20 protein-coding genes and 1 pseudogene are annotated in these 22,792 nt (G+C 44.0%); 12 read left to right on the top strand and 9 right to left on the bottom strand.

The window, feature by feature from the left end:
* Positions 1–109 precede the first annotated feature (109 nt).
* The 5 genes from P4S58_RS08090 to P4S58_RS08070 all read left to right on the top strand — a co-directional run bounded on the left by P4S58_RS08090 (position 110) and on the right by P4S58_RS08070 (position 5,274).
* Positions 110–1,204 carry a TRAP transporter substrate-binding protein gene (locus tag P4S58_RS08090; RefSeq protein WP_042487682.1) on the top strand — a complete coding sequence of 365 codons (1,095 nt, stop codon included), beginning with the start codon at positions 110–112 and terminating at the stop codon, positions 1,202–1,204.
* A gap of 112 nt (positions 1,205–1,316) precedes the next feature.
* Positions 1,317–1,856, top strand: coding sequence for a TRAP transporter small permease subunit (locus tag P4S58_RS08085; protein ID WP_042487680.1), 540 nt, complete (start codon positions 1,317–1,319; stop codon positions 1,854–1,856).
* A 12-nt stretch (positions 1,857–1,868) separates the two neighbouring features.
* Positions 1,869–3,152, top strand: coding sequence for a TRAP transporter large permease (locus P4S58_RS08080; protein ID WP_042487676.1), 1,284 nt, complete (start codon positions 1,869–1,871; stop codon positions 3,150–3,152).
* A gap of 135 nt (positions 3,153–3,287) precedes the next feature.
* A complete protein-coding gene (locus P4S58_RS08075) occupies positions 3,288–4,652 on the top strand; it encodes a cache domain-containing protein (RefSeq protein WP_042487673.1) in 1,365 nt (454 codons plus the stop codon).
* Positions 4,636–5,274: a response regulator gene (locus tag P4S58_RS08070; protein ID WP_042487670.1), complete on the top strand. Its 639-nt coding sequence runs from the start codon at positions 4,636–4,638 to the stop codon at positions 5,272–5,274. The genes P4S58_RS08075 and P4S58_RS08070 overlap by 17 nt, the downstream gene beginning before the upstream one ends.
* A gap of 69 nt (positions 5,275–5,343) precedes the next feature.
* Here P4S58_RS08070 and P4S58_RS08065 read toward each other — a convergent pair whose 3' ends face one another.
* Positions 5,344–5,823: a MarR family winged helix-turn-helix transcriptional regulator gene (locus P4S58_RS08065; RefSeq protein ID WP_042487668.1), complete on the bottom strand. Its 480-nt coding sequence runs from the start codon at positions 5,821–5,823 to the stop codon at positions 5,344–5,346.
* A gap of 382 nt (positions 5,824–6,205) precedes the next feature.
* Here P4S58_RS08065 and P4S58_RS08060 point away from each other — a divergent pair, with 382 nt between their 5' ends.
* The gene (locus P4S58_RS08060) at positions 6,206–7,783 is read left to right on the top strand and encodes a BCCT family transporter (RefSeq protein ID WP_102965914.1); all 1,578 of its coding nucleotides are present in this window, start codon (positions 6,206–6,208) and stop codon (positions 7,781–7,783) included.
* 87 nt (positions 7,784–7,870) lie between these two features.
* Here P4S58_RS08060 and P4S58_RS08055 read toward each other — a convergent pair whose 3' ends face one another.
* Together P4S58_RS08055 and P4S58_RS08050 are read right to left on the bottom strand one after the other, a co-directional pair.
* Complete coding sequence (locus P4S58_RS08055; protein WP_102968205.1) at positions 7,871–8,587, bottom strand: 3'-5' exonuclease; 717 nt, start codon at positions 8,585–8,587, stop codon at positions 7,871–7,873.
* An 8-nt stretch (positions 8,588–8,595) separates the two neighbouring features.
* Positions 8,596–10,484, bottom strand: a pseudogene (locus P4S58_RS08050) (DUF294 nucleotidyltransferase-like domain-containing protein).
* A gap of 180 nt (positions 10,485–10,664) precedes the next feature.
* Between P4S58_RS08050 and P4S58_RS08045 the strand changes: the two are divergent.
* A complete protein-coding gene (locus P4S58_RS08045; protein WP_102963376.1) occupies positions 10,665–11,273 on the top strand; it encodes an Ail and OmpX in 609 nt (202 codons plus the stop codon).
* A gap of 61 nt (positions 11,274–11,334) precedes the next feature.
* Here the strand turns inward: P4S58_RS08045 and P4S58_RS08040 are convergent, their stop codons facing one another.
* The 3 genes from P4S58_RS08040 to P4S58_RS08030 form a co-directional block, all read right to left on the bottom strand.
* Positions 11,335–12,525 carry an amino acid aminotransferase gene (locus P4S58_RS08040; RefSeq protein ID WP_042487656.1) on the bottom strand — a complete coding sequence of 397 codons (1,191 nt, stop codon included), beginning with the start codon at positions 12,523–12,525 and terminating at the stop codon, positions 11,335–11,337.
* A gap of 281 nt (positions 12,526–12,806) precedes the next feature.
* Entirely contained in the window at positions 12,807–13,178 is a 372-nt protein-coding gene (locus P4S58_RS08035) for a hypothetical protein (protein ID WP_337163511.1), read from the bottom strand.
* A 205-nt stretch (positions 13,179–13,383) separates the two neighbouring features.
* Positions 13,384–13,620, bottom strand: a complete 237-nt coding sequence (locus P4S58_RS08030; RefSeq protein WP_042487649.1) for a hypothetical protein — start codon at positions 13,618–13,620, stop codon at positions 13,384–13,386.
* Between the two features lie 233 nt (positions 13,621–13,853).
* Here P4S58_RS08030 and P4S58_RS08025 point away from each other — a divergent pair, with 233 nt between their 5' ends.
* Positions 13,854–14,066 (top strand): hypothetical protein, encoded by a 213-nt coding sequence (locus P4S58_RS08025; protein WP_102953092.1) that lies wholly within the window; start codon positions 13,854–13,856, stop codon positions 14,064–14,066.
* 74 nt (positions 14,067–14,140) lie between these two features.
* On the opposite strand, the gene asnS is transcribed toward P4S58_RS08025, so the two are convergent.
* Positions 14,141–15,541 (bottom strand): asparagine--tRNA ligase, encoded by a 1,401-nt coding sequence (gene asnS, locus P4S58_RS08020; RefSeq protein ID WP_042487642.1) that lies wholly within the window; start codon positions 15,539–15,541, stop codon positions 14,141–14,143.
* A gap of 165 nt (positions 15,542–15,706) precedes the next feature.
* A complete protein-coding gene (locus P4S58_RS08015; RefSeq protein WP_337163509.1) occupies positions 15,707–17,320 on the bottom strand; it encodes a methyl-accepting chemotaxis protein in 1,614 nt (537 codons plus the stop codon).
* A gap of 301 nt (positions 17,321–17,621) precedes the next feature.
* Here P4S58_RS08015 and queD point away from each other — a divergent pair, with 301 nt between their 5' ends.
* Positions 17,622–17,987, top strand: coding sequence for a 6-carboxytetrahydropterin synthase QueD (gene queD, locus P4S58_RS08010; RefSeq protein ID WP_042487637.1), 366 nt, complete (start codon positions 17,622–17,624; stop codon positions 17,985–17,987).
* A 137-nt stretch (positions 17,988–18,124) separates the two neighbouring features.
* Here queD and P4S58_RS08005 read toward each other — a convergent pair whose 3' ends face one another.
* Positions 18,125–20,449, bottom strand: coding sequence for an FdhF/YdeP family oxidoreductase (locus tag P4S58_RS08005; protein WP_337163508.1), 2,325 nt, complete (start codon positions 20,447–20,449; stop codon positions 18,125–18,127).
* A gap of 302 nt (positions 20,450–20,751) precedes the next feature.
* On the opposite strand from P4S58_RS08005, the gene P4S58_RS08000 reads away from it, so the two are divergent.
* The 3 genes from P4S58_RS08000 to fdhD are packed head-to-tail and all read left to right on the top strand — an operon-like array spanning position 20,752 to position 22,718.
* On the top strand, positions 20,752–20,949 hold the full coding sequence (locus P4S58_RS08000; RefSeq protein WP_337163507.1) for a hypothetical protein: 198 nt from the start codon (positions 20,752–20,754) through the stop codon (positions 20,947–20,949).
* Between the two features lie 15 nt (positions 20,950–20,964).
* A complete protein-coding gene (locus tag P4S58_RS07995; protein ID WP_337163506.1) occupies positions 20,965–21,882 on the top strand; it encodes a LysR family transcriptional regulator in 918 nt (305 codons plus the stop codon).
* Entirely contained in the window at positions 21,882–22,718 is an 837-nt protein-coding gene (gene fdhD, locus P4S58_RS07990) for a formate dehydrogenase accessory sulfurtransferase FdhD (protein WP_337163504.1), read from the top strand. The genes P4S58_RS07995 and fdhD overlap by 1 nt, the downstream gene beginning before the upstream one ends.
* The last annotated feature ends 74 nt before the right edge of the window (positions 22,719–22,792 follow it).

Raw genomic sequence — 22,792 nt, 5'->3', positions numbered from 1 at the left:
TGCGTAATCATGCTCATTTTTTATTGATGAAAGTTCACCCAAAGTATGTAGTGAACTGAAGTGCTACTGAAGTACCACTGCACTGACCAATAACAAAAGGACGTGAACAATGAGTCTGATTCATCAATCTGTAAAACGAGTTATGACAACGAGTATGGTTGCGCTTACAGCGTGCTTTGCTTTGCTGTCAACATCAGCGTCTGCTGATGAGAAAGTGTATCGCTTAAAACTAGCTGAAACTTGGGGCCCGAACTTCCCGATTTTCGGTGATACAACAAAAAATATGGCTGCAATGGCAGAAAAGATGTCAAACGGCCGCCTGCAAATTCGCATCGACTCTGCGAATAAACACAAAGCGCCGTTAGGTGTATTCGATATGGTGAAATCAGGTCAGTATGACTTGGGTCACTCAGCGTCTTATTACTGGAAGGGCAAAGTTCCAAATACGCTTTATTTCACTTCTATGCCTTTCGGTATGACTGCACCTGAACAGTACGCTTGGTTCTATCATGGCGGTGGTATGGAGCTGATGGAGAAAGTGTATGAACCTCACAACATGCTTTCATTCCCTGGCGGTAATACCGATATCCAGATGGGTGGCTGGTTCCAAAAAGAAATCAATTCACTAGAAGATCTTCAAGGTCTGAAAATGCGTATTCCGGGTTTCGCTGGTGAAGTTTTGGCTGAGTTAGGCGCAAAACCAACCAACATTGCACCGGGTGAACTGTACACATCTTTAGAACGCCGCACAATTGACGCTCTTGAGTGGGTAGGCCCATCTCTTGACCTGCGTATGGGTTTCCACAAAATCGCTCCTTACTACTACACAGGTTGGCATGAGCCAGCAACTGAGTTGCAGTTCCTAGTAAACAAACGTACTTGGGAAAAATTGCCTGAAGATCTACGTGAAATCTTGCGTATTGCGATGCGTACGGCTGCTTACGACATGTATGCACAATCTGTACATGAAAGTGGTAAGAACTGGGTTTCAATTAAAACTGAATATCCAGACGTAAAAGTAAAAGACTTCCCGCCTGAAGTTATCAAAGCACTTCGTGACGCAAATGGTCGCCTACTTGCAGATCACGCAGCTAAAGATCCACTAGCGAAAGAGATTCAAGAGTCACAAGCAAACTATCTGAAAGATGTTCGCCAGTGGACGGATATCTCTATGCGTGCGTACCTAAACAACGAAGCACAGTAGTTTTAATTTAAAGCTGCTGAGAAGCCCAAGAAAAATATAACTAAGCTCCGCTAGCTCATTCCGGATTCACTGGGTTAAGCGGAGCATATTTGCAAATTCCATGGAGTCGGGAATGAGAAGTCTCATCTATATCGAAAGACTGTTTAATCGTATTAGCGATTTTCTTGGTTGGTTATCCAGCATTCTATTCGTACTGCTTGTGGCGAACGTGGTTTACGACGTTGTCATGCGATACGCGTTTAATGACGTATCTATTGCCTTTCAAGAGCTCGAATGGCACCTGTTCTCTGCCGTGTTCATGCTTGGTATTCCTTATGCGCTAAAAGCGGGTGGTCATGTTCGAGTCGACATCTTCTACGAGCAACTGTCGAACAAAGCGCAAGCGGTCATCGATCTATTAGGCACTCTTATCCTGCTACTACCATTCTGCCTACTGGTGGCTTACTTCGGTATTGATTATGCCAAAGAGAGTTATGAACTTGGGGAAACCTCAGGTGATCCGGGCGGTTTACCTTATCGATGGATCATTAAAAGCCTAATTTCAGTGGCGTTCTTCTTCATGGCAATGAGTGGTATCGGCATGATTCTGCACTCGCTGAACCGAATCGTGAACCCACAGCTTTTGCATACCAACTTTAAAGATTCGAAGTAAAAGGAAAAAACAATGATCGGAATCGTGATGTTCTTTGTAGCGCTGTTTGCACTACTTTTAGGTTTCCCCGTTGCTTTTACCTTCGGAGGAATCGCACTGATATTTGGGGTATGGGCGGAAGGCATCGAAATGTTTGCTTTTATGCCATATCGAATTCAATCCATCATGCAAAACACCGTGTTGATGGCCGTGCCGCTGTTTGTATTTATGGGTTTGGTACTGCAAAAAACACGCTTAGCTGAGCAGTTGCTGGAATCTATGGGACGCCTGTTTGGTGGCGTGCGTGGTGGTATTGCCATTTCAACCGTGCTAGTGGGTGCTCTACTTGCCGCATCAACCGGTGTTGTTGGTGCATCAGTGGTGGCTATGGGGCTTATCTCATTGCCTGTTATGCTTAAATACAATTATGACAAAGGCCTTGCGTGCGGAACGATTTGTGCGTCGGGAACGCTGGGGCAAATTATTCCACCTTCGATCGTTTTGATCTTGCTAGGTGATGTATTAGGTGTCCCTGTCGGCGACTTATTCCAAGCGGCATTGTGGCCGGGTTTGGTCTTGGTTGGCGCTTATATCGTTTACATTTTGATTTACTCAAAATTGAACCCAGAAGCAGCCATGCCTATTGGTCGAGATGATTCGATTTCCCGTAGAGAAGAAGTGATTACTGCTTTAAAAGCAGTGATACCGCCACTAGCACTGATTATCGTGGTTCTTGGTTCCATTTTTGCGGGTGTTGCCACTCCAACTGAGTCTGCCGCATTGGGTGGTGCTGGTGCTCTTATTCTTGCGATGCTTTATGGTCAATTTAGCTGGAAGATGGTTTACGAAGCATCTAAAGAGACCGTAAACGTGACTGCAATGGTATTCGCAATTTTGCTTGGTGCGACTGCGTTCTCAATGGCGTTTACCTACACTGGGGGCGACATTTTAGTCGAAGAGTGGATGTTAGCGATTCCCGGTGACAAGTGGGGTTTCCTCATTGCGACAATGATTGTCATTTTGATTCTCGGCTTCTTTATCGATTTCGTCGAAATCTGTTTCATCATAGTGCCGATTTTGGCGCCTGTTGCGAGCACACTTGGTATTGAAATGACGTGGTTTGGTATCTTAGTTGCGATGAACTTGCAGACATCTTTCTTAACTCCGCCATTTGGTTTTAGTCTGTTCTATTTAAAAGGGGTTGCCCCGAAATCGGTCACCACTATGGATATTTATCGAGGTGTAATGCCATTTATTGCGATTCAAATACTGGTGTTGGTATCGATTTTAGTCTTCCCTGAATTCTACGGAATGTGATCCAATTCTTGGTTGTATAACGATTTGGTCAAACACACCTTAGAAGTTGCTAAAGTATTGCAGCTTACTGATTGTCGAACTATCGACGGCCAGTAAGCTGTTTTTATTTTTGCATAGAGATCTTTGGGAAACGGAATGCCTCTAAAAGCCAAACTGATACTGCTGACGTTATTGCCCCTGCTGCTTGTGACAGCAAGTATTAGTTGGATCTCTATTCATCAGGCGAAAACACTCGGTCAGCGTGAAGTCGAAATTTTTCGCATCAATTTAATCAAAGCGCGTGAAACAGCGCTTAAAGACAGTGTGGACCTCGCACTGGATTCGATTGCTCATATCTATAACAACGATTCTTTAACCACAGAACAAGCGCAAGAAGAAGTGAAGGCCATTTTGACTAAGCTTCGTTATGGCTCTGACGGATACTTTTTTGCCTACGATGGTAAAGGTGTCAATTTAGTTCACCCAATCCAACCAGAATTAATCGGCCAGGATTTACTGCGCTTGCAGGATAAAGAAGGAGACTTCTTGATTGAAGCACTGCTTTTTCAGGCTCAGTCAGGCGGCGGTTTTCATCAGTATTTATGGCAAAAGCCCTCAACCAAAGAGATTGTACCTAAACTTAGCTATGTAGCTTGGCTGGATAAGTGGCAATGGATGGTTGGCACTGGCCTTTATATTGAAGACGTAAGACAAGAAGTCGCGTCGATGCAATCAGCGATAAATAAGAATATTGAGACAACCTTCTTCTCAGTGATGGTGATTCTGGCCGTGACAGTGGCCGTGATTATTGTGCTAACGCTGGCGATTAACCTTCATGAACATCGTCTTGCGGATAAGAACTTAAAAGAACTGGCACACAAAACAGTGATGTTTCAGGAAGATGAAAAGAAACATTTGGCACGTGAACTTCATGATGGCATCAACCAGTTACTGGTATCGAGTAAATGTCATTTAGAGCTGCTCGATCATAAACTGCAAGGAGATGCCTTAGTTTTGCATGTTGAAAAAGCGCAGCAATCGTTGATGACAGCAATTAATGAAGTCCGGCGTATTTCGCACAATTTACGCCCCAGCGCATTGGACGATATTGGTTTGCAAGCCGCGCTTGTGACACTACTGGAAGATTTTCAGGCGCACTCAAGTATTCAAATCGAGACCTTGTTTGATACCAAACCAGAGAAATTGAAGTCAGAAGCGGCAACAACCTTATATCGTGTTGTGCAGGAGTCTCTAAATAATATTCGCAAACACTCACAAGCGAAGAAGGTAACGGTGATTCTCCATCAAATGGGTAATATGCTTCAGTTGATGGTGAGGGATGATGGTATTGGTTTTAACGTTAAAGAAGCACTTAACAAACGAGGCATAGGTTTACGTAATATGCGTGAGCGAGTCGAGTTTATTGGCGGTGAGTTTGAGTTAATCAGTGAGGCTGGTTTTGGCACAGAGATTACCGTGTTATTGCGATTGGATGGATTAGTGTATGGAAAAACCAATTAGAGTTGTCATTGTCGATGACCATCAGGTGGTACTGGAAGGTTTTATGGCGCGTCTTGAATTGGAGCCAGAAATTCAAGTTGTCGCCACTGCAAGTAACGGTCTTGAAGCGTTGGATGTGGTGAAACAACACCAGCCGGACGTTATATTGATGGACGTCAGCATGCCGATAATGAATGGCATTGATGCGACTCGCTTAATCAAAGAAGAAGTACCCGATGCAAAGGTGCTGATGCTGACTATGCATGACAATCGCGAATACATAATGAAAGTGATGCAGGCAGGAGCCGTGGGTTATATGCTCAAAGAAATTTCAGCTTCTAAGATGGTTCAGGCGATCAAAACGGTGAATCAAGGTTCTACCTATTTTTGCGAATCGGTCACCCAAACTCTGTTCACTGGAGAGATTACTCCTACTGCGAATAAGCCTAACCCTCTGAGTCGTAGGGAAGAAGCCGTTTTGAAGCTGGTTGCTCAAGGTTGTAGTAGTAAGAAAATTGCGTCGCTACTAAGCATTAGTTATCGCACCGTTGAAACGCATCGACAAAATATCAAACATAAGCTGGATATTCACTCAACTGCGGAACTGGCTAAGTACGCGGTGCAACACGGTCTGTTGGAATAACCGTACTTAATTGTCTGTAATTAAAAATAAAAAAGGTTGGGATATCCCAACCTTTTTTCATCAAATCATCTATTCTTCATTCTTAGTGATACTACCGATTTCAAGTAGTGGTGCGACATCGATGTTTTCCGCATTCATCATTGAAGAAAGTCTTTGAACGGAAGAGAGTAATAAGCTTTGTTCCCAATCTGCCAAGGTTTGAAAACGCTTAACAAAGCTCTCTTGCAGCGGTGCTGGAGCTTGGGCCAACAATACTTTTCCGGTTTCGGTGAGATGGGCATGAACCTTCCGCTTATCTTCGACGCTACGAATACGCTGTACGTAACCGTTTCGCTCAAGACGATCAAGTATGGTTGTGGCAGTGGCTTGACTCATATTGGTGTGCTTGGAGAGTTCTCGGATTGTGACTTCGCCTAACTCTTGAATCGCACGCATAAGAATAAGTTGTGGCCCCGTTAAGCCTGCATCTTTGCTAAGCTTCTTAGAGTGTAGATCGATGGCTCTGATGATTTGGCGAATTGCCACTAGAACTTCTTCATGTTTTTCCACGGTTAGCTACCCAGTAAAAGCGGTGTAATTTTCTAGCGCGACAATACCGCAGTTAGACGTTATTGAAAAGCATAGACGTCATACTTTTTATCTCTACAAAGAGGCAATGTAGAAGTGGCTTAAAATGCAATAATGTTTCGTGCACAAACGATTAGTTGTGCGTTTTGCGGTGAAACATTGGTCGTTCAAACGTGATTTCATATTAATATTGTGTTTATTTTAAGCTGTTTGTAGATTTGTAAATGGGCATGTGTACAATATAGGCCTCTTATTGTTGAGTTAATAGTTATGAGTACAAAGTAATTTTTGTGACTTCAGTAAGAACTTACTTCTTACTCATAGTTATTTGAGTTCAATTTAGATTGATTCAAAGAGAGGACAAATGACAAAAGGTATTGATAAATACAGTATTGACAGTACCGACTATACGGTAGGTCAAGACAACGTTCAGAAGTGGGGATTTGATGTCCACAACTCTGTATTTGGTATAAGCGCCGGCTTAATATTACTCTTTTTATTGACGATTTTATTTGTTGACGCAGATACAGCTAAATCCGCATTGGACGGTCTGAAGTGGCAGATCATTGGATCATTTGACTGGCTATTTATTTGGGCAGGTAACATTTTTGTTCTTTTCTGCTTGGCTCTAATTGTCTCTCCATACGGTAAAATTCGTTTGGGTGGTGATGATGCTGTGGCAGATCATTCCTTTATCTCATGGCTCTCTATGCTATTTGCAGCGGGTATGGGTATAGGCTTGATGTTCTGGAGTGTGGCTGAGCCTGTTGCTTATTTTACCGGATGGTACGAGACACCACTTGGTGTCGCGGCTAATTCACCAGAAGCAGCTAAGCTTGCACTGGGTGCAACCATGTTCCACTGGGGTTTACACCCTTGGGCGATCTACGGTGTTGTGGCTCTGTCTCTAGCGTTCTTCTGTTATAACAAGGGGCTGCCGCTTTCTATTCGTTCTATCTTTTACCCAATACTCGGTGATCGAGCATGGGGTTGGGCAGGGCACATTGTGGATATTCTGGCGGTAATTGCGACTCTGTTTGGTCTTGCAACGTCGTTAGGTCTTGGTGCACAGCAAGCCGCGAGTGGTATTCACCATGTGTTTGGTATCGACGCTGGTATTGGGCTACAGGTAACGGTCATTATCGTGGTAACACTGTTGGCGACTATTTCTGTTATCCGCGGTATTGATGGTGGTGTTAAAGTTATTTCTAACATCAACATGGTTGTTGCGTTCCTGCTACTGATACTAGTAGCACTGATTGGCTACGCCGTTACATTTGCCTCGATTCCAACCACGTTAATGTCATACATTGAAAACATTCTTCCGCTAAGTAATCCGCACGGTCGTTCAGACGAAGCGTGGTTCCAAGGCTGGACTGTGTTCTACTGGGCTTGGTGGATTTCATGGTCACCATTTGTAGGTATGTTTATCGCACGCGTATCTCGAGGCCGTACAATTCGTGAATTTATTACTGCGGTTCTGATTGTTCCAACTGTAGTTACTCTGATTTGGATGTCTGTATTTGGTGGTTTGGCTGTTGAACAAGTTGTCGACAAAGTTGGTGAGCTCGGTTCGCATGGCTTAACAGATGTTTCTCTGGCTATGTTCCAGATGTTTGATAGCCTACCTTACGGTACTGTGTTGTCGATGATTGCGGTTATTCTGGTATTGGTATTCTTTATTACCTCTTCAGATTCAGGCTCATTGGTTATCGATAGTATTACCGCTGGTGGTAAGCTTGACTCTCCTGTCGCTCAACGCGTGTTCTGGGCAATGATGGAAGGCCTGATTGCGATTGCATTGCTTTGGATTGGTGGTACAGAAGCGGTACAAGCGCTGCAAGCTGGGGCGATTTCAACTGCATTACCATTTACGTTTGTACTATTGCTGATGTGTGTCAGCTTAGTGATGGGTTTACGTACTGAAACCTTTAAACGTTAAGTGACACAACCTAAAGCAAAAGCCGACTGAAAAGTCGGCTTTTTTGTGCTTGTTTGTTATCGCAAACAACAAACATCAGTCCATACATTAACGCCAAAGTGTCCTGATAGTTAGGAGTGGGTTGTAATGATAAGCAATCTGGGCTTGGAACAGTTCTGCGGTAGCGACAGCGTCTGTCAGGGCGTGGTGAGGCGTGTAAGCGGGCAGGCCATAGCGAGTTCTTGATTGCCCAAGGCGAACCGACTCTGGTTTCCTACCTCTTAATTTATTCCATAATCCGTTGGTGGTTCTTTTCTGAATCAGCGATTCAATTTCCATAGTATCCACAACGGGGAATTCGATGCCTTCTCCGATTCTGAGCTTTAAAGCTTTATCGAGAAATTCACGTTCGATGTGTCGATAATGAACCACCATAATTTTACCTGACAACTCGGCGAGCACTTCAGCCATAATCTCAGACAGATCTGGAGCATCGATGATGTCACTGTGAGTGATGCCATGTATTACTACTGAATTCTCATCCAGTTTTTGTCTTGGGCGCACTATCCAGTGCTTTGCTCGATTGAGATAAATGCGGTTAAGAGTAAAAGGCACAATACCAATGGTGATGATATCGTCTTTATCGGAATCCAACCCTGTGGTCTCGAAGTCCATTGCGATGAATTCAATATCTCCAATCGGCGTATTTCCATCGGTCATTTCTGATTGGTAAAAGCTTTGCAGCAACGGGTGAGTCACTACGTTCCTTTTACTTTGATATTTGTAGGGCCAGTCAATACTTGGCGCCTGAAACAGACGTTTCATGGTGTCCCTTATTTAAAGTTGTTACTGGCCTGATAGCGGTATTTCAAGAAGTTCTGAGCGTTACTTAGAATCTGGAAGGCATCTTTTAAGTTACGTCTTTCAAATTCAGAAAGATTCTCAGGTTCGATATTGTTATCCGCTTCGATATCGTTCTCTACATCAAACGCTTGGTGGCGAATACGAACCATAGAGATGAACTCAAGTGCATCACGTAAGTCTTCACCTCTGCCTTTAGGCAAAATACCTGCGTCGATAACGTTGTCGAGACGTTCAAATGAGTTTTTGGCACGAGAACCGACAGCTAATGCGTGTACACGTATTAAATCCGCAAGAGGGGCGGTACCGCGTCGCTTAAGGTTGATAGAGTTGTTGTGACGGCCATCTTTCTCCATGACAAAACTCTTGAAGAAGCCGAGAGGTGGCGTACGGTTTAATGCATTACGTGCCAAACAAGCCAAAAAGCGATTGTTCCTGCGTGCGCGCCGAACGATGAAGCCATTGAGCATTTCTGCCCACTTTAAACGACCATAAACACCGTCTAAATCGAAGAATATGGAAGCATTCAGCAATGCTTTAGGGTTCGGATTGTCTATCCAATCTGCAAAGCATGCTTCCCATTCCTGACGAGTCATTCGCCACATTGGATTGGTCGCCATAATATCACCAGTACAATAGCTGTAACCGCACTGGTCCAAAGCATCACACACAAACTTGGCTAGATTGGCAAAATACTCGCCGTGGGCTTCTTCGTTGTAGCTATCGTCTAGAATGATGGCGTTATCCTGATCGGTCACGACGAGTTGTTCATCCCTTCCCATCGAGCCAAGTGCCAAGAAGCAATAAGGAATAGGGGAGGGCCAAAAGTCTCTTCCGCCAGCTCCAAAATACGTTGTTTAAAACTGCGACCAATGGTCGACATTGCCGTACCGACCATATGGGAGTTGGCGTCCTCATTTACAAGCCGGACAAAAGCATCTTTAACCTGTTTAGATAGTGTCGCTAAGTCTTCGACGCTGTTTTGTTGGAATATACTACTGACCAGTAACAGCGAGTTTTGGGACTCGTAACGAATGATGTCAGTGATGTTGAGAATGCCAATCGGCTTTTTGTCTTTTACTACAGGTAGGTGATGCACGTTGTAACGAAGCATCATTAACATCGCTTCATAAACATAAGCGTTGTGATCTAAGAACATGACTTCTGACGTCATAACATCAGTGATAGGTGCTTGATGATCAATACCCGTTGCCAACACTCGATGGCATAAGTCTTTTTCTGTGACGATGCCGATGACCGGGCTCTGGTCGTCTTCGTTATCTTCGAGGATTTCAGGGTCGATCACCAATAGCGAAGAGTCATTTTCCTCTGCCATTTTGATTGCTGCTTGTTGTATGGTGGCATCTTTAAATACGTAAGGCGCTTCACCAGTCAAAATACGTTTTACTTTTGACGTGGTTAAGTCATTTTGTTCTGAACTGTTCGACACAGCTTGGCGAAGGCGAGCGTTATCTTCTACTTCTACATAATCTGCAAAAGAATCGTGGTCTTCATAGAGTGACTGGAAAACAGATTCTGGTATGCAGTAAACGAGCGTGTCTTCAATTGCGGTGACAGGAAAACGAACTTTATTGTTGGTGAGTAACCCCATCTGGCCGAACAGTCCGCCTTCGGTTAAACGGTTATAGAGTTCACCTTTACGTCGATAGACTTCAACCGTGCCACTGCGAATCATATAGAGGTCTTGGATATGATCGCCAAGATGGATGATCGGTGTGTCCTGTCTGTAGTAAGCAATTTCTATATGGTGAGCGATGTGTTCTAGAGTTTCTTCTGGTAACTCAGAGAAAGGGAGGTGTTGGCTAAGGAAATTTTTAATTTCTGATAGCTCGGCTTCCATATAGGCTCCTTGAAAGATGCGTTATGTGGACGTAATGAACGTAAGAGTCTGTCAACACAAGAAAATATAAATTGTACACGACTTTTCCTTCGAACGCAGATTCTAAGGCGATATCTCAAAATCTTTTGCCAGATTCGACTAAGCTAATTTGAGTGAGGCAGGAAATTCAAGGAGTTGTTGATGAAAAAATGGGCAGTACTTATCTCGTCGGTGTTGCTATCTTCATCTGTTTTTTCACATGAGCTAACTGAAGCGACTCCGCTTCAGTACGACTATGCATATGGAAGTGTCAGTTCTGGTTCATATCGTTCTAATTCAACTGATGGCGACAATGCAAGTGCAGCAGTTATCGGAATAAACCATAAGTTTGATAATAGTGACCTTCTTTGGAGTGCCGATTATGGTTCTCGGTTTGTTCACCCTAATAATGTCACTATTGATCACTATCTACTCAGAGTTGGTTTAGGTTATCGCTGGTTATTGGCTGATAAACTGGATTTGGTTACCAACGGTAAAATTGGTGCATTGAGAATAGATGCTGGCGATAAAGAAACAGACTTTGTATATAGCGTAGACCTTGGTTTAAGGTACGCTGTTACCGAAAAATTAGAAACGTCACTGTTTGCTGAGACCCTAAGAAATAAATGGCTGGACGAAAATATCTACACACTTAGCGGTGATTACTATTTCTATCCGAAGTTTGCTCTCGGTGGTTTCATCTCTTACCGAGATGGTGAGCGAAACTCATCGATTCGAGAAGCGGGTATCCTAGTCAAGTTCAATTATTAGTTTCAAAAAATCTGCACAAAAAAGCCGACCCTATGGTCGGCTTTTACTTGTCTGATAAGGATTAAAGTACTGCTTTAATACCTTGGCATAGAGGAAGCATATTTGACTTCGTCATGCCTGCTACGCTGATACGGCCAGAGCCTACGATGTAGATGCCTAGCTCTTCTTTCAAACGAGCTACTTGCTCTTTGTTTAGACCAGAGAAAGAGAACATACCGTTTTGACGTTCGATAAAGCTAAAGTCTGCTGTCACACCTTGCTCTTTCAGAGTCGCTACGAACAGTTCGCGCATTTCTTGAATACGTTCACGCATTTCCGCGACTTCCGCTTCCCATTCTGCACGCAGTTCAGCGTTGTTAAGAATGTGCGTTACTACTGCTGCACCGTGTGCTGGTGGGTTAGAGTAGATAGAACGGATGATAGCTTTAACTTGAGAGAAAGCTGTTTCTGCTACTTCAGATGAAGGTGCTACTAGAGTGAATGCACCAACACGCTCGTTGTACAAACCAAAGTTTTTAGAGAACGAGCTTGCGACTAGAATTTCGCTGTTGTATTTAGCGAAAATACGTAAACCTTCAGCATCTTCTTCAACGCCTTTTGCAAAACCTTGGTATGCAAAGTCAAACATCGGAAGAAGGCCTTTATCAGCCACAAGTTTTGCTAGCGTTTCCCACTCTTCCGCTGTTGGATCAATACCCGTAGGGTTATGGCAGCATCCGTGTAACAGTACAACGTCACCCGCAGCAGCTTTCTCTAGGTCTGCAACCATAGCAGCGAAATCTTTGTCTTTCGCTTCTGCGTTATAGTAAGAGTATTGAGCAACTTCTAGACCAGCGGCAGAGAAGACACCGTTGTGGTTAGCCCAAGTTGGGTTACTGATCCACACTTTCACATTACCGAGCTGACGTTTGATGAACTCACCCGCCACACGTAGAGCACCAGTACCGCCCGGCGCCTGAGCTGTTTTTGCTAGCTGTTTAGTCACGATGTCTGAGTCTGCACCGAATAGCAGTTTTTGTACTGCCAAACCGTACTCTGCAGTACCTTCGATAGTTAGATAAGATTTTGTTTTTTCAGATTCAAGTAGAGCTGCTTCTGCTTTTTTAACGGTAGCTAAAACAGGGGTTTGACCTGCTTCATTTTTGTAAATACCAACGCCCAGGTTAATTTTCTCAGCACGAGGGTCTTTTTTAAACTCTTCAGTCAAACCAAGAATAGGGTCAGCAGGGGCCGCGACAACTTTTTCAAACATAATGCTCATCCATGTAAGTTAGGTGGAGGGTAAAACCAGTCAAATTTATCGTATTTATACCTTTCTGTACCAACGCTGACAACAGTGGTCTTTAGAAAATTTCAAAATAATTTAACTTGCTTGATGATTAATGCTTAAAGGTCGCTTTTCTTATGAAAAGACCATTGTATTTTGCAGGAAATGAAGCAGAAAAGTGTTACCAATTTGTTTACGAAAGTAGTTTGAGAGTACCGGATTATGCAGTGAACAGTTTTGTTCAATCAGGATCTGAATAAGAGTGATCATTGAAATGAAAATGAAAGACTAATGCCTGTTTCGCTACCATTAAAATAAGGGGTTATTTTTACATCTGAAATAGCGTTGACTTGGGTGTCGACTGTGTACTGTAGCCCTGCCGAAAGAGCGATTGCAGCAACCGCATTAGGTAAGAAGTCGCTATCGCTATTTTCATCTAGATACCCGACTAAGGTTGACGCTGCCACTGATGAAAAATCTAACCCGCTGGTTTTGTTTGTGGTGTAGACCGTGTGCTCAACGTTTGAAGAAGCCTGTATTGGAGAATCACTGTCTGCGAACGGATCATTCGTGAATGCATGTGCTGAAGTGTGAATTAAAAGTAATCCAGCAAAAGAGGCAAAAGCGAGTTTTGTCATAATGCTCACCTACTCATTCAGTTAGTTGATAGGGGACAGCAGTGTCTTTGTGAGGTGGATAGTGCAGTGAGTAACTTAAGGAAAACTTAAGAAAGCGAAAAAATCTTAAGGAAAGGTTCTGTAGTTCACAAAATTGAACTCATAGATAGAGAAAAACCTCCGCAATAGGAGGCTTTTCATCAACGCACTTAGTCGTCAGTAGTGGCTAATTTTGATTTTCGTTGAGATGTTTAACGATGGCTTTCTTTGCATCTTCTTCTGTGGGCGTCTGACCTTCTTTGACGTCCAATGGTTGTTTCGGGTGTAAGCCCAAGGCATCTTCCGCAATATGTAACCAATCAGGGCGCCAATAATAGGGATCCGGAGCTTCAGGATGGTCCCAACTGTGCACGTTATCTTTTATACCGTTGTAGTTGAGGTCTTCCATTCTAAAAACTTTCATAACTTCCTCCAAAAATTCGTCATTCCATTGAAAGTATGGAACATAATTTTTCAAGTGACAGCTAGTTTCAAGACTACTTACGACTCAACACCTCCATACCTGTTAATGGCACATCAAAAAATAGGAGAGTTACTAGTATCTGTTAAGGTATTTATCACAACAACTGTATCGGTTCACCATTCTCTTAATGTGGTTTAATCAGCGTAATAACAACCTTTTAGTTAGGAGTGATGATGGAAAAGCAGTTGGTAAAACATGAACTAACACTGATTATAGTGGCGATATTTAGTGCTTTCTTGCTTGTGTTTGCACACCTTATCTTGGCCAAATCATTTGCACAGTATGCGTGGGTTGAGTACACCGCAGCGATCATTCCATTCGTTATCTTTAGTCTGTGTTTTGTAGGTATAAAGTACGCGTTGAAAGCAGATCAAAAAGAAAGTTAACCAGTTTGAGTGCCAGAAAAGACAAAAGACCTCCACTAGGGAGGTCTTTTAAATTACGTATCACTAAAAAGTGATTAGAAGTTCGCTGAGCGAGGAGTACGTGGGAATGGAATCACGTCACGCACGTTACCCATACCCGTTACGTAAGATACTAGACGCTCGAAACCTAGACCGAAACCAGCGTGAGGTACAGTACCGTAACGACGTAGGTCGCGGTACCAACTCATGTGCTCAGGATCGATGCCCATTTCAACCATACGTGCATCAAGAACGTCTAAACGTTCTTCACGCTGAGAACCACCGATGATTTCACCGATACCCGGTGCAAGAACGTCCATCGCTGCTACTGTCTTACCGTCATCATTCAGACGCATGTAGAAAGCTTTGATGTCTTTCGGGTAGTTCTTAACGATAACAGGCGCTTTGAAGTGTTCTTCAGCTAGGTAACGCTCATGCTCAGAAGACATGTCGATACCCCATTCAACTGGGAACTCGAACTCACGACCAGAATCTAGAAGGATTTGAATTGCATCAGTGTAATCCACTTGTGCAAAGTCAGATTGTACAAACTGCTCTAGACGAGTAATCGCATCTTTGTCGATACGAGAAGCAAAGAACTCAAGGTCGTCACGACGCTCAGCCAGTACCGCTTTGAATACATACTTCAGCATGTCTTCTGCTAGTTTTGCTACGTCATCCAACTCTGCGAATGCAACTTCTGGCTCAACCATCCAGAACTCGGCTAAGTGGCGGCTAGTGTTTGAGTTTTCAGCACGGAAAGTAGGGCCGAAAGTGTACACTTTGCTTAATGCACAAGCGTAGGCTTCTGCGTTTAGCTGACCAGATACAGTTAGGAATGTTTCTTTGCCGAAGAAATCTTCGTTGTAGTCCACATTGCCTTTGTCATCGAGTGGTAGGTTCGCCATATCAAGCGTAGATACGCGGAACATCTCACCAGCACCTTCTGCATCTGAAGCCGTGATCAGTGGAGCAGACATCCAGAAGTAGCCTTGCTCATGGTAGAAACGGTGGATCGCTTGAGAAAGAGAGTTACGTACACGAGCAACAGCACCAATGACGTTAGTGCGTGGACGAAGGTGTGCCACTTCACGAAGGTACTCGATAGAGTGACGAGTTTTCGCCATTGGGTATGTTTCAGCATCTTCAACCCAGCCAACAACTTTAACTTCAGTTGCTGCTAGTTCGAAATCTTGACCAGACGCTGGAGACTCAACAATCTTACCTGTTACTTCAACAGAGCAGCCAGTTGTTAGCTTTAATACTTCGTTTTCGTAATTATTAAGATTATTTGGGACCACGGCCTGAATCGGGTCGAAACAAGAGCCGTCATAAATGGCAAGGAAAGAGATTCCAGCTTTGGAATCACGACGTGTACGGATCCAGCCGCGTACAGTGACTTCACTGTCTACTGCTAGCTTGCCGCCAAGTACGTCAGTTACAGGCGCGTAAGTCATGTTTGATATAGTCTCCATTGAGGTAAACATTCAACCCAATGTGTTTTTTCGTCATTATTGTTTATTAAATAGACGATTCATTGGGTTGGATAGAATTCTTATTGATTCAACGGGACATATTACCTGTCAATTCGTCAGCTTCAACCTTTAATCTTACTTTGGTGGTTAATTCTTACGCGAAAGAGTAAATTGATTGAGCAAAGACTCCAGTTGTTGTGACAATCGCTCTAGATTTAAGCTGATTTCGCGCGTTTCTGTTGCAGAGTGAGAAGTGTCTTGCGCGTGGCGCGCGATCACTTCTACTTTTTGCTGAACATTCTGGCTTACTTGCGTAGTCATCTGGGTCTGGCGCTGAATACTTTCAGTGTGCTCGAGAACCTGCTTCATTTCAGCCACAACATTCGTCATCGCAGCAGAGAGTTCTTCAATTTCATTTGAGCGGGCATGAGCCTCTGAACAGACGCTATCTACTGAAACCATCGACTCTTCGCTCTCTCTTTGGAACTGGGCAATAATTTTCTCAATATTCCCCGTCGCTTCTGCGGTACGCGAAGCAAGGTTACGAACTTCGTCAGCCACCACCGCAAATCCGCGACCTTGTTCGCCAGCTCGTGCCGCTTCAATTGCTGCGTTCAGTGCAAGTAGGTTGGTTTGTTCGGCGATACCTCTAATCACGCCTAAAATGGTAGAGACTTCGCCAGTTTGGTTGTTCAGTTGCGCTATCTTGTTTTTCACATCTTCAATGTCACCAACCAAGTTTTTAATATCTTCGCTGGCAGAGTGCGCTTGTTTCGCACTAGTTTGGGCAACATTCGTTGTGTGTTTGACTAATTGAGCAGCATCCGCCGTCGACAACTCAACTTCGTGCTGCTTATTTTGCATTTCTTCGATGTTGTACTGCACATCAGAAGTTTCACTCTGTTGGTTATTTGCGGCTCTGTCTGTTACCTGCGCGACGCCCGTTAACTGATTAGCGGAAGATGCGAGGGAGTGTGATGTTGTTTGTACTTGTTGCAAGCTGTCCGATACGGTGTCCATAAGGGAGTTAATTGAGGCAGCGAGTTGTCCCAATTCGTCCTTTTTGACGTTATCAAGTCGCGGTGAAAGATCTTTACTTTTACTGACCTGACTCATAAACAGTGTGGTTGTTTGCAATGGTCTTACAATGAATCTCTTAATCAGCGTGAGTGTAATCAAGAAGCCAACAATAGCGATAGCAGCCATGATTCCGACACCAATCAGTGTTCTGTGGTTAATCAGGCTGTTGATATGACTTAGGTTGTACTCAAGGCGGATAACCCCCAACACTTCGCCCTCAGGCGCCATGTGGCAAGCCACACAGTTTGTGCCGCGATAGTTTTCGCTGGATTTCATTGGCAGAGCGACAACAATGCCTTTACCCCAACTCGCTTCTATCGGCTCTAAAATGTATTCGCCTTTCAATGCACGTTTATCAATATCGTCAACAGGTGTTTGGTTTTCCTGACCCGGACCATAAAGTTTACTGACTAAGTCAGAGCGCAAAACACGCACTTGTTCAATACCATCTTGCGCTAAGGCTTTTTGACGCAGCGTTTCTTTCTGCGCCATAGTGCCGGTAAGCATCATCATATTGAGGCTATCGAAATAGTTGCTGGCTTTATCGTGCAGTTGCTCACCCAAGACGGAGTTAATCAAATCCCGTTGTTGAATAGACTGATAAATAGTTGAACTAGCCAGAACCAGTGCGAAAACTGTCACCAGCGTCAGAAGTAGTTTGGAGGTAATTGTTGAGCTCATAATGGTCTTATTGTTATAGAGTTATTAAATATTATTTAACTAAATATAGACGTTAGAAAATAAAGGGAAAATGAGTGTTTTTGTTACTGTGACCACATACAAAATATGGATTTTATATTTGTGACACAGAAATGCTGTGCTCAGAAATTTGACGCTGCTGCCATAATTTCGACATCGAATTATTGTTTTGTTAAAACTGAAATTGCAGTGAAAAGTGAGATCCTACGCTTGTTTCCTAGTGTCAGATTACTTACTATTGCGCCTCATTTTTACTAGCCAGATTGATAGACTGATCACCAATATGAAGACTGAAATTTACAAAGAGTTCATGTTCGAAGCCGCGCACCACTTACCGCATGTGCCAGAAGGGCATAAATGTGGGCGTCTGCATGGACACTCATTTTTGGTTCGCCTATACGTCGCTGGCGATGTTGATCCGCATACTGGGTGGTTAGTGGATTTCGCAGAAATCAAAGCGGCATTCAAACCTATCTATGACAGACTGGATCACTACTATCTGAATGATATTGAAGGGTTAGAAAACCCGACCAGTGAAGTTCTTGCGAAGTGGATTTGGCAGCAGCTAAAACCGTCTTTGCCTTTGCTGAGCAAAGTTGAAATCAAAGAAACCTGTACCGCTGGCTGTATCTATACTGGCCAAGCTTAACTCGCTCTGTAGCGTCTTATTCGTCGGCGCTTCAAGCTGAAGAAGAAAACCACCTTAACTCTGCATCGTTTAACTTTATATCGCTAAATAATGCATGAAGTGTCGGGTGGTTTTTTTGTTTGCTAATTCAGATTCTTTTATTCGACTTTAGAACGTTGAATTTCATCTGAAGAGGCTTTTTCAAGCTTAATTGCGATGAACTTAGACGTTGGAGTAAAGGTTCTTTCGCCATAGCTATCCAAAGGTACAAGCGGATTAGTTTCTGGATAATATGCGGCAGCCTGACCTCTAGGAATATCGTACGCTACTAAGGTGAAGCCTTGTACTTTACGTGTAACGCCATCTTCCCAAAGCGACACCATATCCACCTTGTCACCGTTTTTAAATCCAAGTTTGGCAATATCATCTTCATTGACAAACAGCACTTCACGCATACCAAACACACCGCGATAGCGGTCGTTCAAACCGTAAAGGGTGGTGTTGTATTGGTCGTGTGAACGCATGGTTTGCAATATCAAATCGGGTTTGTTGCCTTGCTCCAAGACGGCCTCGTTGATCAGCTGTTTGGGTAACGGGCTGTCACTAAACTGTGCTTTACCTGATGGTGTATTCCATTTACGTTCTGCTGCTGAGTTTACAAGATGGAAGCCACCTGGATTACGCAGTTTTTGATTGAAATCGGTAAAACCAGGAATAGTCTCAGAAATCAAATCGCGGATACGTTCGTAATCCTGAATTGCCCAGTTCCAGTCAATCGGGTGGCAGCCGAGAGTCGCATGGGCAATTCCGGCAATAATGGCTGGTTCTGAACGTAAATGTTCCGAGCGAGGTTTCAACTGACCGTAGGAGATGTGAACCATGCTGAAGGTATCTTCAACGGTTACACCTTGTGGGCCGTGAGCTTGAATATCAATCTCTGTGCGCCCCAAACATGGCAGGATAAGGGCATCTTTTCCTGTCACCAAATGTGAGCGGTTGAGCTTGGTTGAGATATGAACCGTCAGGTCGCAATTTTTCATCGCCAGATGTGTACGTTCAGTATCCGGAGTGGCTTGGGCGAAGTTTCCACCTAAACCAATGAACACTTTCGACTTCTGTTCTTCCATCGCTTTAATCGCTTGGACGGTGTTGTGGCCAACTTCACGAGGAACACTAAAGTTGAAACGGCGCTCAATGCTATCAAGAAAGGCTTTTGAAGGTTTTTCATCAATGCCCATAGTGCGGTCACCTTGCACGTTACTGTGGCCGCGAACGGGAGACAGTCCAGCGCCCGGTTTACCTACGTTGCCTCGTAACATTTGTACGTTTGCTACTTCTTTAATCGTTGGCACTGAGTGACGATGTTGGGTCAAACCCATAGCCCAGCACATGATCACACGATCTGAACGACGATACATATCGGCAACCATTTCAATTTCGCTCAATTCAAGGCCAGATTGCTCTGTGATATGTTCCCATGTGGTCGCATCGACTTCTCTCAAATATTCATCAATCCCAATGGTGTGCTCTCGGATGAATGCTCTGTCGAATACCGCTATACCACCGGTTTCCAGAGCTTGGCGTTCCCATTGCAGCAAGTACTTGGCGATACCACGAAATACCGCCATATCGCCACCGAGAGCGGGTCTTAAGTACGCTGTGTTGGTTGGTTTAGAACCGTTGCTGAGCATTTCAATTGGTACTTGCGGGTTTTGAAATCGTTCCAGACCGCGTTCTTTCAGCGGATTAAGGCAAATCACTTGCGCGCCACGTTTTACTGCTTCACGCAGAGGTTCGAGCATTCTCGGGTGGTTGGTTCCCGGATTCTGACCAATAACAAAAATCGCATCGGCTTTGGAAAAGTCGTCAAAAATTACTGTTCCTTTACCAACACCAATGGTGTCCTTCATACCAATTGCACTGGCTTCATGGCACATGTTGGAGCAGTCAGGAAAATTGTTAGTGCCGAAAGCACGCACGAACAGTTGGTATAAGAACGCTGCTTCGTTGCTTGCACGACCAGATGTATAAAACTCAGCCTGATGTGGTGATTCAAGTTGATTGAGATGTTTAGCAACTAACTGAAATGCCTCATCCCAGCTTACCGGAACGTAGTGATCGCTGGCAGAGTCGTATTTCATCGGATGCGTAATGCGACCTTGATACTCAAGCCAATAGTCGGTTTGTTTTAATAGTGATGAAACGCTGTGAGTAGCGAAAAACTCTGGATCAACCACGCGATTGGTGGCTTCCCAGTTAACCGCTTTTGCACCGTTTTCGCAGAAGTTTACTTTGCCGCTTTCCGGTGATTCTCCCCAAGCACAACCGGGGCAGTCAAAGCCTCCATTTTGGTTAGTCTTGAGCATGGTACGAATGTTCTTAACGGCGTTCTCGCTGCCCCACAAACTTTTCGTGACGGCTTTCAATGCCCCCCAACCACCTGCAGGGCCTTTGTATTGCTTAATATGTTCTTTTTGACTCACGACTTTACTCCTCACGAACAGGAACAACAGCAAACAGGAGTACCGGTGAAAACAGGCGCGATATGGGAATAAAGCGGAAGTAGTAATACGGCTTATTATGGTTTTAGAAGAGTCCTGCTTACTGCTTTTAAATTTCAGATTGGATCTGCTGACATAATGTCTTGATCTAAATCAAAGATTATTGCGTCCCATGATATGCGTCCAATTGATATTACCGACTGAGTGATAAACAGAATCTATGATGAATGCAAAAAACGAATGAATAGCTGCTGATAAACCGCATATATTAACGAAGTAATAATTTGGCTGAAAATAAGGCGATTGATCGCGTTATTCCTTATCTGGCCGAAGATTGTCTGATAGTTGCTATCTATCACGCTATAGATAATTTAGATTTGACCCTGGTATTTGATAAGAATAATCTTGATTTAGATCAATTATTGCTGAGTTTTTTCCGATCCTCATTTTCTGAAAAAACGCTCTTGTCACATACGGTTTAGGTCTTGTAATCGACAATGGATATCAAACAACTTAAGTATTTAATCGCCTTAGATCAGACCAAGCATTTTGGTCAGGCGGCGGCATTATGTCATATCACGCAGCCAACATTGTCGATGAGGATTAGACGTTTAGAAGAAGAGCTAGAGCTTGAACTCATCACAAGAAGTCAACGATTTGAAGGATTTACCGAATCGGGGGACCGGATTCTTGCTTGGGCAAAAACGGTATTGGCTGCTCACGATGGGCTACAAGCTGAAGCGGCAAATTGTCGAGGACAGTTGGTCGGTTCATTGAGATTAGGCATGGTTCCTTTGGCAAGCCAGAACCCGATGCAGTTCATTAAACCACTGTCAGAACTCTATCCAGAGTTACGTTTTCAGATAATGTCTATGGCGTCTGAGCAGATCATAGACCAGCTCAATCGCAATCAGCTTGATTTGGGTATGTGTTACATCGATCAGGTGAATACGAGCTATTTTGACGTAGTCGAAATGAGCTCAACAGATTTAGGCGTGCTTTACGATCATCGTTATTTTGACTTCGCTGAAGACGTTGTGATGTGGGAATCCTTAAGCAGCATTCCATTAGGCTTGCTATCAAAAGGGATGCATTACCGCCACTCCATCGATTTGAGTTTTGGCAGTAAGGGACTTGTACCGCAAACGGTGATTGAAAGTAATTCCACCTTTCACTTAATCCAAGCGGTCACCAGCGGACTTTGCTGTGCAATTATGCCGCTCAATTCTGGGTTAGCAGAACTCAACGAACAACTGCGTATCGTCCCGATTGAGAAAGCGGTGGTGCATTCACCTCTGGTTTTACTCAAACGTAAACAAGAACCCTCATCGGCGCTTGTTGATCAGTGCTTTGCTGAAGCGAAACATCTGTTTGCTAAGCCTAAATCACGCATGCAAGTGATGGAGGTGATTTGATGTCCTGCACGATAGATACTCAAACTTACAGTGAGCTGCATGATTTTAACCAAGCGCCAGCTGCACCGAGTGCGCATTACTACCGTGAGTTAACCGGTCAAAGTGAAATACTAGATGCTCCGTTAGCCAGCGAGTCTGCTTTAGCGATCAGTTACAACGGTATCAACCAAGCGGTGATGATGGTCACCCCCGGTCATCTTGAAGATTTCGTTCGCGGATTTAGCCTTAGTGCTGGCATTGTGAGTAGCTTTAGCGAAATTCGAGACATAGAAATTGGCGGGCAGGGCGACTCTCACTTCGCAGAAGTGGAAATCAGTAACCGCGCTTTTTGGAATCTGAAAAATCAACGTCGTCATATGGCCGGTACGACCGGTTGTGGTATCTGTGGTGTGGCAGCTCTTGAACAAGCTTTACCTGATTTGTCTCCACTGGATTCATCCTCACCACCTAATCCGTTAGTCTTTGAAGGGTTGAGAGAGAGAATCTCTCAACATCAGCAAGCGGCAAAAATTTCCGGCGCGCTGCATGCCGCTTTATTTGCCAATGCAAAAGGAGAGATTGTGCTCTGCCGCGAGGACATTGGTCGCCACAATGCGCTGGATAAGCTGATTGGTGCAATGGCATCAGAGCAGCTCAATATCAAAAGCGGCTTTGCGATAGTGACCAGTCGTTGCAGTCTGGAGCTTATTCATAAAGCTGTAAGAGCAAAGCTTTCAACGCTGGTGTGTTTATCTGCCCCAACCGCATTAACTGTTGAATGGGCGAGAAGAAACAATCTGAACTTGATTCACCTGCCTCATTCGGGCTCGCCAAGGTTATACAGCCCTGCGCCATAAAATCAGTTGGGAAGTCAGATAGAAAAAAGAGAAACGACTGTAAAGCGTTTCTCTTTTTTATGAATTGCCAATTT

The organism is Vibrio sp. Hal054, assembly GCF_037162405.1.
Taxonomy (GTDB): Bacteria; Pseudomonadota; Gammaproteobacteria; order Enterobacterales; family Vibrionaceae; genus Vibrio; species Vibrio diazotrophicus.
The sequence above is the reverse complement of the archived record's forward strand: the minus strand, read 5'-3'. Positions and strand labels throughout refer to the sequence as shown.

What these genes read in the sequence shown, in the direction of transcription:
- P4S58_RS08055 (WP_102968205.1), bottom strand. Translation starts at nt 8,587, where the DNA reads ATGAAACGTCTGTTTCAGGCGCCAAGTATTGACTGGCCCTACAAATAT.
- P4S58_RS08080 (WP_042487676.1), top strand. Translation starts at nt 1,869, where the DNA reads ATGATCGGAATCGTGATGTTCTTTGTAGCGCTGTTTGCACTACTTTTA.
- fdhD (WP_337163504.1), top strand. Translation starts at nt 21,882, where the DNA reads ATGTCCTGCACGATAGATACTCAAACTTACAGTGAGCTGCATGATTTT.
- P4S58_RS08060 (WP_102965914.1), top strand. Translation starts at nt 6,206, where the DNA reads ATGACAAAAGGTATTGATAAATACAGTATTGACAGTACCGACTATACG.
- P4S58_RS08040 (WP_042487656.1), bottom strand. Translation starts at nt 12,525, where the DNA reads ATGTTTGAAAAAGTTGTCGCGGCCCCTGCTGACCCTATTCTTGGTTTG.
- P4S58_RS07995 (WP_337163506.1), top strand. Translation starts at nt 20,965, where the DNA reads ATGGATATCAAACAACTTAAGTATTTAATCGCCTTAGATCAGACCAAG.
- asnS (WP_042487642.1), bottom strand. Translation starts at nt 15,541, where the DNA reads ATGACTTACGCGCCTGTAACTGACGTACTTGGCGGCAAGCTAGCAGTA.
- P4S58_RS08030 (WP_042487649.1), bottom strand. Translation starts at nt 13,620, where the DNA reads ATGAAAGTTTTTAGAATGGAAGACCTCAACTACAACGGTATAAAAGAT.
- queD (WP_042487637.1), top strand. Translation starts at nt 17,622, where the DNA reads ATGAAGACTGAAATTTACAAAGAGTTCATGTTCGAAGCCGCGCACCAC.
- P4S58_RS08025 (WP_102953092.1), top strand. Translation starts at nt 13,854, where the DNA reads ATGGAAAAGCAGTTGGTAAAACATGAACTAACACTGATTATAGTGGCG.
- P4S58_RS08090 (WP_042487682.1), top strand. Translation starts at nt 110, where the DNA reads ATGAGTCTGATTCATCAATCTGTAAAACGAGTTATGACAACGAGTATG.
- P4S58_RS08085 (WP_042487680.1), top strand. Translation starts at nt 1,317, where the DNA reads ATGAGAAGTCTCATCTATATCGAAAGACTGTTTAATCGTATTAGCGAT.
- P4S58_RS08035 (WP_337163511.1), bottom strand. Translation starts at nt 13,178, where the DNA reads ATGACAAAACTCGCTTTTGCCTCTTTTGCTGGATTACTTTTAATTCAC.
- P4S58_RS08070 (WP_042487670.1), top strand. Translation starts at nt 4,636, where the DNA reads ATGGAAAAACCAATTAGAGTTGTCATTGTCGATGACCATCAGGTGGTA.
- P4S58_RS08045 (WP_102963376.1), top strand. Translation starts at nt 10,665, where the DNA reads ATGAAAAAATGGGCAGTACTTATCTCGTCGGTGTTGCTATCTTCATCT.
- P4S58_RS08015 (WP_337163509.1), bottom strand. Translation starts at nt 17,320, where the DNA reads ATGAGCTCAACAATTACCTCCAAACTACTTCTGACGCTGGTGACAGTT.
- P4S58_RS08075 (WP_042487673.1), top strand. Translation starts at nt 3,288, where the DNA reads ATGCCTCTAAAAGCCAAACTGATACTGCTGACGTTATTGCCCCTGCTG.